This is a genomic window from Vibrio sp. NH-UV-68 (assembly GCF_042940635.1).
GTDB classification, from domain to species: domain Bacteria; phylum Pseudomonadota; class Gammaproteobacteria; order Enterobacterales; family Vibrionaceae; genus Vibrio; species Vibrio pacinii.
On record NZ_CP134975.1, the window covers coordinates 1008468 to 1021352 of the forward strand.

Consider the following 12885-nt stretch of genomic DNA (forward strand, 5'->3'; position numbering starts at 1 on the left):
CGACTTTTCATGCCGATAAAAATGAATTAAGTAAAGTTGGGCGGTATTCTACCCTTGCCAACGCTGATTTACTAGCCTTTGATGGCGCTGAAATCGGACTTTATAGCTCATTGCTGGGCATTCATCAATCTGATAACCCAAATAGAGCCACTGCTTTCCTTGTTGGGAGCAATATTTTGCTTGGTACAAGACGGCTAAGGTTCCTAATGAAATCGAGTATTCGGGATCGAAAAAAGTATAAAAGGCACTGGCGCTGTTCGACAGCATATCGGTGACGGCGATAGCAATCAATTGCTGATCGTCATAGAGGTGCAAAAACTGAGTATTTAGCCAATTACATTGAGCAAACTGAGCAAATTCACGCCGTTTGGGAGGATACATTGAGCCGTGACGATGTCGTGCCTCGATGTACTTGCTATAAAGTTCAAACCAATCGTTGTCCATTTGATCTTTTAATTGCCAAGTTATTGAGCGAGCTTTACTGAGCAAGCGTTTTTGATTACGAGAAAGAGTGAAGTCGGGGATCGAAATCCGAATCGCTTGGCAAGCTTGGCAACGATCGCAATGAGGTTTGTAAATGGTATCTCCACTTCGACGAAAACCGTTGGCAAGCAATACCTCATAACTTGATCCGCAGTGCATCGCGGGATCGAGAGCAACCGCCACACGCTCCTGACGGTCACTTAAATAGCTGCACGCATGGCTATCGGTTAAGCCAATACGGATTTGTTGTAGGTCTGAACTCATCAATCTTTAGGTCTCGCTCTTTAGCCACTGTTTTGCAAAACAGTTTTCTACTACGCTTTGGCTCTTAAAGGATAGCAGTGTTTGTAAAAAATCCGATCTTTCCAGTTCGTATGCACCTAAGGACTGCAAATGAGAGTTCATGACCTGACAGTCGATAAGTTGACCATTATGTTTATGAAAGTGTTCACAAAAATACCAAAGTGCAATTTTTGAGGCGTTGGTCTTTAAACTGAACATCGACTCGCCACAAAAGACCTGACCAATTGAAAGACCATATAACCCGCCGATTAACTCGTCATCAAGCCAAACCTCGACTGAGTGACAAATTCCAAGAGCAGCCAACTGTTTATAGGCCGCACGCATCTCTTCATTCAACCACGTTTCATCTTCACTGCGAGTCGAGGCGCAATAGTCGATGACAGCATTCGTTGCGTGGTCAATACTGACAGTATATTGGTGCTTGCGTTGAAACTTTTTGAGACTTTTTGCCGCTTTGAAGGTCTTAGGGTTAAACACCGCACGCGGAGAAGGGCTCCACCATAAAATCGGCTCTCCAGGTCCATACCAAGGAAAGATGCCATTTTGATAGGCGAGTTTGATTCGCTCTGGGGTTAGGTCACCACCGACAGCGAGGAGCCCGTTTGGGTCGGTTAACGCTTCGAAGGGAGACGGAAACCAGAGTTGGTCGGAATCAAGTTCAGTAAGATAAAACGCCATATTAGGTCGAGGTAACGTGAATGAAGAAGTGGTTGTGGATCATATTGGTTTTTCCATTGATTGCCAATGCAGCTTATGAAAGAAATAGCGCCAGACCCGTCAACCAAGTCGTTTTTGGTCAAGTCGATACGGTCAGGTATATCAGTGAACAAGAGATTATCAAGTCACGTGCCAATGGTTGGCAAACCCTGCTTGGCGCTGTTATTGGGGGCGTAATTGGTCATCAGTTTGGAGGCGGGACTGGTCAGGAAGTCGCCACAGCGGTTGGCGCTGTGGCAGGCGCAGGAGTGGCGCGCCATCATGGCCAACAAGAATACCAACTAGAGTATCAATTGGTTGAGTTACTAATTAACAGTGATGATGGGCAGTTAATTGATGTCATTCAAGATGTTGATAATAAAATGCTTTTCAAACGTGGTGATAAGGTGCGCATACTCTATTTTGATAATGGTGTGCGGGTTGATAAAGCGTATTAATCTGATCATTAACGCTCTCTGCCCTGTGACATAATTATTCAGTCCTAATCGCAGTTTGGCTCTGGTTTTACGCGTTGTTTTTAGATAGTCTGCAACTACGAAGAATTTTTCATCATTCCATTCAGCATTAGGACAGTGGGATGAGCAAGGACTAACAATTTTAATGGAAAGCCTTACGTTACAACCTATCAATAAAGTCAATGGTGAGGTCAACTTACCCGGCTCTAAAAGCGTATCAAATCGCGCCTTGTTACTTGCAGCATTGGCGAATGGTACAACCCGTTTAACCAATTTGCTCGATAGCGACGATATTCGTCATATGCTCAATGCACTCACTCAGTTGGGTGTTTCTTACACGCTTTCTCAAGACAAAACCGTGTGTGAAGTGGAAGGTCTTGGCAAGCCCTTTACGAGCCCACAGGCGTTAGAGCTATTTCTTGGCAATGCGGGTACAGCGATGCGACCTTTGGCGGCGGCACTGTGTTTGAGCGATGGTGAATTTGTTCTGACGGGTGAGCCACGCATGAAAGAGCGTCCGATTGGTCATTTAGTGACGGCCCTGCGTCAAGCGGGAGCCAAAATCGATTACCTAGAAAATGAAAACTATCCGCCACTTAAGATTTATGGCACCGGTCTTCAGGGTGGGACGGTAGAAATTGATGGTTCGATTTCTAGTCAGTTCTTAACCGCATTTCTTATGTCAGCGCCACTTGCCCAAGATGATGTCACCATTAAGATCATCGGTGATTTAGTGTCTAAACCTTATATCGACATTACTTTGCATATTATGCAGCAGTTCGGCGTCGAAGTGGAAAATGATAACTATCAGCAGTTTGTTATTCGTAAAGGGCAATCTTATGTTGCACCAGGCGAGTTTTTAGTCGAAGGCGATGCCTCATCGGCGTCTTACTTTTTGGCCGCTGCGGCAATCAAAGGCGGTGAGATTAAAGTCACAGGTATTGGCAAAAAGAGCATCCAGGGTGATGTTCAGTTTGCCGATGCGCTTGAGAAAATGGGTGCTGAAATAGAGTGGGGTGATGACTATGTTATCTCTCGCGTTGGCGTACTGAACGCGGTAGATATGGACTTTAATCATATCCCTGATGCGGCGATGACCATTGCTACGACTGCGTTGTTTGCTAAAGGTACAACGGCAATTCGTAATGTCTACAACTGGCGAGTGAAAGAAACCGACCGTTTAGCGGCAATGGCGACAGAACTGCGCAAAGTAGGTGCGGAAGTGGAAGAAGGTGAAGATTATATTATCATCACCCCCCCTCAGCAGCTGATTCATGCCGCGATCGACACTTACGATGATCATCGCATGGCAATGTGTTTCTCTCTGGTTGCGCTGAGTGACACCCCTGTTACGATCAATGACCCTAAATGTACGTCAAAAACGTTCCCAGACTATTTTGACAAGCTGGCAGGGCTGAGCTCATAGCGGATTGCTGAGCTTTGATCTAAGGCTCAAAAAAATGAAAGGGTTGACACAGTGTGCCAACCCTTTTTCGTTGCTATTTTTGTAGGGTAAACTCTTTCGACAAATGGTGGGCTAAGTACTTAAACATATTAAATACCGCTGTTGTCTGAATGGTAGGTAACCCTTTGTCATCAATGAAATAGTTACCTTTAAAAACGAGCACGCCCTCTTTTTCCTCGACGCTGTCCGCGCGCATCCCCTCGATGTAGTCGTCATGTTCTTGAATGAGGTGGTTAGCTATCATCAATAGTTCGTTTTGTGGGATGATTTTTTTCTCGCTCATAAAAGTCTTGCCTCGTGTTAATCAGCTTCTCACAGGAAGGGTTGTCGTGATTGTAAGGAGTTGCACAGCAAATTCCAATGCGATAGATCAATCGAGTTGGCTTGCGCTAGCGACAGGTTTTGTGACTGATGGCAAAAATCTTTGTGATAGTTTGGCAACTTTTTGCCCTTGACGTTTAGTATGTCCGACTTTCTAGCCCACCATTAACACTCAAGCGGACATCAATATCAAATCGACTTGGCGTTTTTGGATACATCGCTGCTTTGTCGAGCAGTCAAGAGAGAATTTTTAAAAAAGAGATTGATCTTCTTGCATTCTCGCTCGATAGTAAAAAAGAAGCAGAATATTAAGAATGTCGTGCGATAAATTCGCACTCGATAAAGGACACTTGAGTCAATTATGGGTAAGTCACTGGTTATTGTGGAATCGCCAGCCAAAGCGAAGACCATCAATAAGTATTTAGGTAAGGACTTTATTGTAAAGTCCAGTGTAGGTCACGTACGTGATCTGCCGACGGCTGGCCAAAGTACGGGCCAGAAAGCGGCAGCGGTATCCACTAAAGGCTTAAGCGCTGAAGAAAAAGCACGCATTAAGAAAGAAAAAGATCGTAAATCCTTAATCAAGAAAATGGGGATAGACCCATATCATGGTTGGGAAGCGAACTATCAAATTCTACCCGGAAAAGAAAAAGTTGTCGCCGAGCTGCAAAAGCTCGCTGAAGACGCGGACCGCGTCTATCTCGCAACCGATTTGGACCGCGAAGGAGAAGCCATCGCTTGGCACCTTCGTGAGATCATCGGTGGCGATGAAGAGCGATACAAACGAGTAGTCTTTAACGAGATCACCAAAAACGCCATTCAACAAGCGTTCGAGAAACCGGGCGAGTTGAGTATTGATGGTGTTAATGCACAGCAAGCGCGTCGTTTTATGGATCGCGTTGTGGGCTTTATGGTTTCTCCGCTGCTATGGAAGAAAGTGGCGCGTGGTCTTTCTGCCGGGCGTGTTCAATCGGTTGCGGTTAAACTGTTGGTTGAGCGTGAGCGTCAAATCAAGGCCTTTGTTCCTGAAGAATTTTGGGATATCCACGCAGACACTAAAACCAAAGATAAAGCCGATTTTCGTTTGCAAGTGGCGCAAAAAGATGGTGTTGCGTTTAAGCCTGTCAATGAAGCCGAAACCCAAGTTGCGACGGCGGTGCTTGAAAAAGCGCGCTACGAAGTCTGCAAACGAGAGGATCGACCGACTTCAAGCAAGCCTTCGGCCCCTTTTATTACTTCGACATTGCAACAAGCCGCGAGTACGCGTCTTGGCTATGGCGTGAAAAAGACCATGATGTTAGCTCAGCGCCTTTATGAAGCGGGTTACATCACTTACATGCGTACTGACTCAACGAACCTAAGTTCGGAAGCTGTGGAGACCGTACGCGGCTTCATTGGTGAAGAGTATGGTGATGCTTATTTACCTGCTAAAGCCAATGTTTATGGCAGCAAGCAAGGTGCGCAAGAAGCGCACGAAGCGATCCGACCTTCTGATGTTGCGGTAAAAACGGATGATCTCAATGGAATGGACGCTGACGCACACAAACTGTATGCCTTAATTTGGAATCAATTTGTTGCCTGTCAAATGACGCCAGCTAAATATGATTCAACCACCGTCAGTGTGAAAGCGGCAGAATACACCTTGAAAGCAAAAGGCCGTATTCTCAAGTTTGATGGTTGGACTCGCGTTCAACGTCCTCTGGGTAAAAACGAAGATCAAATCCTACCTGCGGTTCAAGTGGGTGATAGCGTTGATTTGATTAAGCTCGATCCTAAGCAGCATTTTACTAAGCCGCCAGCACGCTTTACTGAAGCCGCGCTAGTAAAAGAGCTCGAAAAACGCGGTATCGGCCGCCCATCAACCTACGCATCGATCATCTCTACGATCCAAGACCGTGGATACGTAAAGGTCGAGCAGCGTCGTTTCTACGCAGAAAAAATGGGTGAGATCGTTACTGACCGTCTTGATGGTAGCTTCGATGAGTTGATGAACTATGAGTTCACATCGCGTATGGAAGAAAAGCTTGACCAAATCGCAGAAGGAGAAGCCAACTGGAAGACCGTCCTTGATGACTTCTTTAAAGACTTCACCTGCGATCTTGAGAAGGCCGAGCTTGACGAAGAACAAGGTGGTATGAAGCCAAATAATATCGTCTATACCGATATTGAGTGTCCAACATGTTCGCGTCCAATGGGGATTCGTACCGCATCAACTGGCGTATTCTTAGGCTGTTCGGGTTATGCATTGCCACCCAAAGAGCGTTGTAAGACAACGATCAACCTTGGCGATGAAGATGGCATTATCAATGTGCTTGAAGAAGACGTTGAAACAGCTGCACTGCGCGCGAAGAAGCGTTGTCCTATCTGTGAAACGGCGATGGATGCTTACCTGATTGATGACAAGCGTAAAATGCATGTTTGTGGTAACAACCCAAACTGTGAAGGCTACGTGGTTGAGCATGGTGAGTTTAAAGTCAAAGGCTATGATGGCCCAGTTGTCGAGTGTGACAAGTGTGGCAGCGACATGGTGCTGAAAAATGGTCGTTTTGGCAAATACATGGACTGTACCAGTGAAAGTTGTAAAAACACGCGCAAGATCTTGAAAAACGGTGAAGTGGCTCCGCCTAAGGAAGATCCAGTTCACCTGCCAGAGTTGCCGTGTGAAAATTCAGATGCTTATTTTGTACTGCGTGATGGTGCGTCAGGTCTGTTTTTAGCCGCGAGTACTTTCCCTAAATCGCGTGAAACGCGAGCGCCTCTTGTTGAAGAGTTGGTCAGATTTAAAGATCGTATTTCACCTAAATTCCATTATCTGACAGATGCGCCACAAAAAGACCCTGATGGTCTGCCAATGGTCGTGCGCTTTAGTCGTAAGACCAAAGAGAATTACGTGCGTTCTGAAATCGATGGTAAGCCTTCAGGTTATACCGCGTTATATGTTGATGGTAAGTGGGAAATTACCGACAAGCGTAAGAAGACCGAAAAATAATCGAATACACCCAATTAAAAAGCAGCCGAATGGCTGCTTTTTTTATAGCAAAACGTTATGACAAGTATGGTAGTGAGTACAGATTGAGCAGATCATACTCAATAAAATCAGTCTGCGAACTAGGTCACTTTAATGTAGGCGAGATGTTATTAACCTGTAGCTATTCGATGATTTTGTGTGAGCTAACGCAGGGCTCTAAAAAGTAATTAATGTGCGGTCGATAGTACAGCATATTTTAAATTGTAATCTTAAAGGAATACGATAACTTATAGTAAACCTTTTGCACGTCTATCGGGTTTGTTGATCGACGCCTTGATACTGACGTGACATGGCTTAAGCTGGATAGGTCCCTCTCTAAAAATGGGGACTAAAAACGGAATATATTGGGTGAATCTCCCCTCAATAAAGGATTGACCCACAAGAAAAAATAGAATGGAGAACAATGAATGGCTGGAGTTTTGGGAATGATCTTGGCTGGAGGTGAGGGATCACGCCTTCGCCCTTTAACAGAATCTCGTAGTAAACCCTCTGTACCTTTTGGCGGTAGCTACCGCCTTATCGATTTCGCTCTGAATAACTTTGTCAATGCTGACTTGATGCGCATTTACGTGCTGACTCAATTTAAATCCCAATCTTTGTTCCATCACATGAAAAAGGGTTGGAATATCAGCGGCATTACCGACCGTTTTATTGATCCCATTCCTGCTCAGATGCGCACAGGTAAACGCTGGTATGAAGGTACCGCAGACGCCATCTATCAAAACTTACGCTTTATGGAACTCTCCGAGCCAGAGCAAGTGTGTATTTTTGGTTCAGACCATATTTATAAAATGGATATCAAGCAAATGCTCGATTACCATGCGCAAAAGCAAGCCTCATTGACAGTCTCAGCTTTGCGTATGCCATTATCAGAAGCCTCAGAGTTTGGCGTGATTGAAGTGGATGAAGAGGGGCGCATGGTTGGCTTTGAAGAAAAACCCGCTAAGCCAAAATCGATTCCTGGCGATCCTGATTTTGCGTTGGTTTCTATGGGCAATTACATCTTTGAAGCACAACGATTATTCGCCGAACTGATTGAAGATGCTGAGAATCCTGAATCTTCGCACGATTTCGGTAAAGACATAATCCCTAATATGTTTCCTAAAGGTGATGTCTTTGTGTATGACTTTAGCACCAATCGCATTACGGGCGAAAAGGAAGAGGTCTATTGGCGTGATGTTGGAACCATTGATGCCTACTGGGGCGCACATATGGATCTGCTTAAGAAAGATGCGCCGTTTTCTCTCTACAACCGTAAGTGGCCATTACATACCTACTATCCGCCACTGCCACCAGCGACGTTTACCGACTCAGCCAATGGTCGAGTACAAATCATTGACAGCTTAGTCTGTAGTGGAAGTTATGTGCGGGGTTCGCGTATAGAAAAGTCGGTGCTAGGTTTTCGCAGCAACATTGCATCAACTTGTGACATCAGTGAAAGTATCTTGCTAGGTGATGTGAAAGTGGGCGAAGGGTGCGTATTACGTCGAGTGATTGTCGATAAAGACGCGGATATTGCCCCTGGTACTCAAATTGGTGTTAATTTGTCGGAAGATAAGAAACATTTCCATGTTTCTGAAGAGGGCATTGTGGTCATTCCTAAAGGAGCACGAGTTGGCTACTAAGAATTTATCGGTTCTATTTGTAGCGTCAGAAGTTGAAGGGTTAATTAAGAGCGGTGGTTTGGCAGATGTTGCTAAGGCACTGCCTCAAGCGCTGCGTGCACTTCAACAAGATGTTCGTTTGACGTTACCAGCCTATCAGAAGATGGCGCAAGCCGCTGAGGCTGAGGTGATACTAGAAACGCAGCTAGAACATTGGCCACATACAAAATACCGCGTCAAGCAGTTAGAAATTGTAGATGTGCCCGTTTACGCTATCGAATGCGCTCAGTATTTCGATCGACCTGAAATGTACGCAGAAAACAATCAAGCGTATGCCGACAATGGCGAGCGCTTCGCGTTTTTCAGCGCGGCCAGTCTTGATATGCTGCCTAAGCTTGGTTTTCAACCTGATATTATTCATGCTAACGATTGGCATACTGGGTTTGTGCCTTATTTGTTAAAGCATCGTTATGGCGCGACGCCGTTCTTTGCACAAACCAAAAGCGTTATTTCAGTCCACAATGCGGTATTCAAAGGGGTATTTAGTTACGATGAGTTGCAGTTCCTACCTGAAATGCATACTCGTTTTGCTCCTGATGCTGCGGTCAGTAGTACTCATGTCACCATGTTGAAAGCCGGGGTGATGAACGCGGACAAAATTAATGCTGTCAGCCCTACTTACGCCCAAGAGCTTACCACCGAGTTAGGTAGTCATGGTATGGCGGTGGAGTTTCAAAGTCGTGCGCTTGATTTGGTTGGAATTCTTAATGGTTGCGACTATTCAGCTTGGAACCCACAGACTGACCCTTTATTACCTGCTAACTACAAAGCGAATCGTCAAAGTATGGTTCGTGGTAAGAAAGCATGTAAACGCGCGTTGCAGCAACATGTAGGGTTGCAAGAGCTCGATGTGGCGGTGTATGGAATGGTTTGTCGTTTGACTCATCAGAAAGGGGTGCACTACTTACTGCCTATACTGGAAGACTTTTTGCACAACCAAGTGCAAGTAGTCATTGTTGGTACGGGCGATCCTGAACTTGCTGCTGCGTTGCGAGAAGTGGCGGACGATAATCCAGATAAGTTGGCGTTTGTTGAAGCCTACGATAATGAGCTCGCACACTTAGTCGAAGCAGGCAGTGATTTCTTTGTTATGCCGTCCGAATTTGAGCCCTGTGGACTGAATCAAATCTACAGTATGGCTTATGGCACTCTACCTATCGTGCGTGGTGTCGGGGGATTACGTGACAGTGTTCGCGACTATGATACCGATCCACTTCAAGCGACGGGGTTCATGTTTGATGAGCCTTATCCTCTGGCGCTATTGGCTAAACTTCAGCGTACTTTGCTACTTTATCTTCAACAACCGAACGAGTTCAAACGCGTGCAGTTGCATGCGATGGAGCAAGATTTTTGTTGGAAAAAATCCGCCAGTCAATACATTAAACTCTACCAGAGTGCACTAGGTGCATAATTGGTATTCACAAGGCGTCAATATGGCGCCTTTTTTGATGGCTGTTTACAATTTTATCGCTACATTCGCCAAGATTTAACGCAAGACGACTCAAATTCGGCTATCTTTGTGGTAATCTCCTAAGCCAACATCAACTGCGTTTATTTGTTTTGACTATGAGTGACACTTTGCTTTTTCATAAGACCTTTGCGCACCCAACCAGTGATGAGTGGGTGGTTTTTGTGCATGGTGCAGGAGGCAGTTCATCCATTTGGTTTAAGCAGATCAAAGCTTATAAGCAACATTTTAACTTGTTGTTGATTGATTTACGTGGTCACGGAAAATCAAATCAGCTGTTGAAAGAGTTAATGTCAAATCGCTATACCTTCAAGTCGGTCACGCTTGATATTCTCAAAGTGTTGGATCACTTAAAGATTCGCTCTGCTCATTTTGTCGGTATGTCTTTAGGTACCATCATTGTGCGCAATTTAGCTGAGCTGGCGACTGACAGAGTTAAATCAATGGTTCTTGGTGGTGCGGTAACGCGTTTAAACACCCGTTCTCAGGTGTTGGTCAAGCTTGGTAATCTATGTAAGCATATCTTGCCCTACATGTGGCTATATAGCCTGTTTGCTTACATTGTCATGCCGCAAAGGACGCAAAAAGAGTCTCGACACCTGTTTATCCGTGAAGCGAAAAAGCTGTGTCAGAAAGAGTTTAAACGTTGGTTTATACTTACCGCAGAAGTGAACCCACTGATGCGTTATTTTAAGGATCGGGAAATACCCATTCCGACGCTTTACCTAATGGGAGAGCGTGACTATATGTTTATCCAGCCAGTTAAAGAGATGGTGGCGGCACATCGCAAAAGTCAGTTACTTGAAATTGCAGATTGTGGTCATGTGTGTAATGTAGAACGCCCTGAAGAGTTCAATCAGCACTCTATTGCGTTTATCCAGAAACAGATCGACTCTCCTACTGCTTAAGGCACCAATGCTAAGGTATTTAAGGCGCAGTCGCACCACACTGCCAACAAATGCCAAACTGTGCCTCATTGCTTTCATGGCACTGATGACATTGCCACTGTTCGCCAAGATGGGCTTGTTGGTAGTCAGCGATGATGGCTTGGGCAAGTGGCAACGTATCGTTATCCAATAACCACACATAGGGTTCACTGTTTTCACCGAACGGCACTTCACCTTGTAAACCAAAAATACCTTCGCCACGCACTTCACACGACACTTGGTTCGATTTTAATAGCTCACAAACAATATGCGCCTCGGTCGGGGTTGCTGCGGTAAATATCTTCACTAAACGTTTCCATTCGATGTCGGCGGGGTATTTTTAAGCTTGGCCATGATCCATTTAGCGATCACAGGGAAAAGCCCAAGTAGGGCAAAAGAGAGTAAAACACTGGGCGAGACAATACCAGACAGGCTGTCAATCTGTGCGAGTTGAGTACCAGCATTAAGATACACAGCGGTCCCTGGAAGCATACCTAATTGACTGATTAAATAGAAACGCAGGGTTGAAAGTGGCGTTAACCCCATCAACAAGTTGATCAGGAAGAAGGGGAAAACAGGGATAAGTCGTAACGAGAACAGGTAAAACGCGCCGTCGCGCTCAATACCTTGGTTAATGGCATTAAGCTTATCGCCAAACTTTGACTGAACCCAATCACGCAACAGGTAGCGGCTACTTAAAAATGCCAGAGTAGCGCCAATGGTGCTGGCAAAAGAGACCAAAAACAAGCTTGTCCAAAAGCCAAACAGTGCCGCGCCGAGTAAGGTCACTACCGCAGCTCCGGGAATCGAGAAAGCGGTTGCGGCGACATAAGCGAAAAAATAAATGGCAGCGGAGAGGGCAAAATTATCGTGAATAAAGACCGCGAGTTCTGCTTGTTGTGCTTTGGCATTTTCCAAGGTCAAATACTGGCCAAAGTTGACCCCCAAGATGACAATTAAGGCCAAAAAAATGGCACCAAAGATGACTTTCTTATTCATTGTGACGTTCCGTCCTGATTTAAAGCAGATGCGTTTCAAGTGTTAATAGACAAGACAGAGAAAGCAAGATTTATATTTCACTGAAAACAAAAAAAGTCAGCCCAATGGCTGACTTTTTTATCATATTTAACTTAGTGGCTGAGCTGATTGAGTAACTCTTGGCGTCTGTTTTGAGGAATGACAGACCAATGTGTGCCTTTTATCGCGCCTTCCAAAGCCCAGAGGAGTTCGATGTTAACATCGGTAGAGTGGGTAGACTGTATCGCTTTGAATGCGTTAACCGACCCCGTCTTTTCAAGATTCTCCACCGTGTCAATTCCGGCCTTTTTTAACATACGCTCCGTTGCTAGGCGTAAGTTAGGCAAATCTTTGAGCCGGTTTGGTTTTGCTTGCGACTGAGTCTGCTTCTCTTTGTTGGCTGCACTGAGTGCATGCCGCGCTATCTCTAAGGTTTTGCTTGTGTCAGCGATTAAGCCGTCATCTAGAGCAAAATATTTGGTCACAACTGGGAAACCCCGTTTTTTGTAAACGTAGGGTTCAAGACCTTGAGATTTGAATTGTTTCGTTAGTGCTGTATCGGCACGAACATGCAGTTTGTTGTTAACGATCAGTGCAAACATGGTGTCATCGGCAAAAATTCCAAAACCACCAAACATTGAGCGAGACTTGATGCTTCCAAGCTGCTCAAAGAATCGCATTGAGTCTTTTAAAATAGGTTTATCCATGCTGTCTTTATCTCGGTGTATAAATATACGCCACCAATTCAGGTCCGAGAGAATAGCAAAAAAATGCAGTTACTGTGTCAATATGATGTTATACCTTTGTAGGTATGTCTTAAGACGGTATGCATATTTGCCATCGGCAACCCCGCTACCTGACATAAAATGTTTAAGGCCGGAGGCTTTGCGTCCCACCCTTTCGAAGTGGTTTGCCCTGTTCGTGGCTTGTTGCGAACTCTGAAAGGATAAATAAATATGCGTAGAGCATCACATTAATGTGAAGTATATGTGATACATGTCTCATAAATGTTTGTTATTGGTTCACTCAACTAAGGTT

General features: G+C 45.0%; 12 protein-coding genes and 1 riboswitch. Of the genes, 6 read left to right on the top strand and 6 right to left on the bottom strand.

Annotated elements, in window-relative coordinates; genetic code table 11:
- Positions 1–48 precede the first annotated feature (48 nt).
- Positions 49–747: an arginyltransferase gene (locus tag ViNHUV68_RS04725; protein ID WP_038176927.1), complete on the bottom strand. Its 699-nt coding sequence runs from the start codon at positions 745–747 to the stop codon at positions 49–51.
- 6 nt (positions 748–753) lie between these two features.
- On the bottom strand, positions 754–1464 hold the full coding sequence (gene aat / locus ViNHUV68_RS04730; RefSeq protein WP_038176925.1) for a leucyl/phenylalanyl-tRNA--protein transferase: 711 nt from the start codon (positions 1462–1464) through the stop codon (positions 754–756).
- Positions 1465–1484: 20 nt separating this feature from the next.
- On the opposite strand from aat, the gene ViNHUV68_RS04735 reads away from it, so the two are divergent.
- Positions 1485–1940 carry a glycine zipper 2TM domain-containing protein gene (locus tag ViNHUV68_RS04735; protein ID WP_391089597.1) on the top strand — a complete coding sequence of 152 codons (456 nt, stop codon included), beginning with the start codon at positions 1485–1487 and terminating at the stop codon, positions 1938–1940.
- A 163-nt stretch (positions 1941–2103) separates the two neighbouring features.
- The gene (gene aroA / locus ViNHUV68_RS04740; RefSeq protein WP_038176922.1) at positions 2104–3384 is read left to right on the top strand and encodes a 3-phosphoshikimate 1-carboxyvinyltransferase; all 1281 of its coding nucleotides are present in this window, start codon (positions 2104–2106) and stop codon (positions 3382–3384) included.
- 73 nt (positions 3385–3457) lie between these two features.
- On the opposite strand, the gene ViNHUV68_RS04745 is transcribed toward aroA, so the two are convergent.
- On the bottom strand, positions 3458–3706 hold the full coding sequence (locus ViNHUV68_RS04745) for a YciN family protein (protein WP_038176921.1): 249 nt from the start codon (positions 3704–3706) through the stop codon (positions 3458–3460).
- Between the two features lie 399 nt (positions 3707–4105).
- Here ViNHUV68_RS04745 and topA point away from each other — a divergent pair, with 399 nt between their 5' ends.
- The 4 genes from topA to ViNHUV68_RS04765 all read left to right on the top strand — a co-directional run bounded on the left by topA (position 4106) and on the right by ViNHUV68_RS04765 (position 10812).
- Positions 4106–6733: a type I DNA topoisomerase gene (gene topA, locus ViNHUV68_RS04750; RefSeq protein WP_391089599.1), complete on the top strand. Its 2628-nt coding sequence runs from the start codon at positions 4106–4108 to the stop codon at positions 6731–6733.
- A gap of 446 nt (positions 6734–7179) precedes the next feature.
- Positions 7180–8397 carry a glucose-1-phosphate adenylyltransferase gene (gene glgC / locus ViNHUV68_RS04755; protein WP_038176917.1) on the top strand — a complete coding sequence of 406 codons (1218 nt, stop codon included), beginning with the start codon at positions 7180–7182 and terminating at the stop codon, positions 8395–8397.
- The gene (gene glgA, locus ViNHUV68_RS04760) at positions 8387–9847 is read left to right on the top strand and encodes a glycogen synthase GlgA (protein WP_391089601.1); all 1461 of its coding nucleotides are present in this window, start codon (positions 8387–8389) and stop codon (positions 9845–9847) included. The genes glgC and glgA overlap by 11 nt, the downstream gene beginning before the upstream one ends.
- Positions 9848–10002: 155 nt before the next feature.
- Positions 10003–10812, top strand: a complete 810-nt coding sequence (locus tag ViNHUV68_RS04765; protein WP_391089603.1) for an alpha/beta fold hydrolase — start codon at positions 10003–10005, stop codon at positions 10810–10812.
- A gap of 19 nt (positions 10813–10831) precedes the next feature.
- Here ViNHUV68_RS04765 and ViNHUV68_RS04770 read toward each other — a convergent pair whose 3' ends face one another.
- From ViNHUV68_RS04770 to ViNHUV68_RS04780, 3 genes are all read right to left on the bottom strand, one after another.
- Positions 10832–11137, bottom strand: a complete 306-nt coding sequence (locus tag ViNHUV68_RS04770; RefSeq protein WP_038176912.1) for a putative signal transducing protein — start codon at positions 11135–11137, stop codon at positions 10832–10834.
- Complete coding sequence (locus ViNHUV68_RS04775) at positions 11137–11829, bottom strand: TVP38/TMEM64 family protein (protein WP_038176911.1); 693 nt, start codon at positions 11827–11829, stop codon at positions 11137–11139. The genes ViNHUV68_RS04770 and ViNHUV68_RS04775 overlap by 1 nt, the downstream gene beginning before the upstream one ends.
- 131 nt (positions 11830–11960) lie before the next feature.
- Complete coding sequence (locus ViNHUV68_RS04780; RefSeq protein WP_038176909.1) at positions 11961–12554, bottom strand: TfoX/Sxy family DNA transformation protein; 594 nt, start codon at positions 12552–12554, stop codon at positions 11961–11963.
- Positions 12555–12686: 132 nt separating this feature from the next.
- A riboswitch (cyclic di-GMP riboswitch) is annotated at positions 12687–12772 on the bottom strand.
- Positions 12773–12885: the final 113 nt, after the last annotated feature.

Bases quoted from the DNA above. Each gene is read 5' to 3' on its own strand.
- aat (WP_038176925.1), bottom strand. From the start codon at position 1,464: ATGGCGTTTTATCTTACTGAACTTGATTCCGACCAACTCTGGTTTCCG.
- ViNHUV68_RS04765 (WP_391089603.1), top strand. From the start codon at position 10,003: ATGAGTGACACTTTGCTTTTTCATAAGACCTTTGCGCACCCAACCAGT.
- ViNHUV68_RS04775 (WP_038176911.1), bottom strand. From the start codon at position 11,829: ATGAATAAGAAAGTCATCTTTGGTGCCATTTTTTTGGCCTTAATTGTC.
- topA (WP_391089599.1), top strand. From the start codon at position 4,106: ATGGGTAAGTCACTGGTTATTGTGGAATCGCCAGCCAAAGCGAAGACC.
- glgC (WP_038176917.1), top strand. From the start codon at position 7,180: ATGGCTGGAGTTTTGGGAATGATCTTGGCTGGAGGTGAGGGATCACGC.
- ViNHUV68_RS04735 (WP_391089597.1), top strand. From the start codon at position 1,485: ATGAAGAAGTGGTTGTGGATCATATTGGTTTTTCCATTGATTGCCAAT.
- ViNHUV68_RS04745 (WP_038176921.1), bottom strand. From the start codon at position 3,706: ATGAGCGAGAAAAAAATCATCCCACAAAACGAACTATTGATGATAGCT.
- ViNHUV68_RS04780 (WP_038176909.1), bottom strand. From the start codon at position 12,554: ATGGATAAACCTATTTTAAAAGACTCAATGCGATTCTTTGAGCAGCTT.
- ViNHUV68_RS04725 (WP_038176927.1), bottom strand. From the start codon at position 747: ATGAGTTCAGACCTACAACAAATCCGTATTGGCTTAACCGATAGCCAT.
- aroA (WP_038176922.1), top strand. From the start codon at position 2,104: ATGGAAAGCCTTACGTTACAACCTATCAATAAAGTCAATGGTGAGGTC.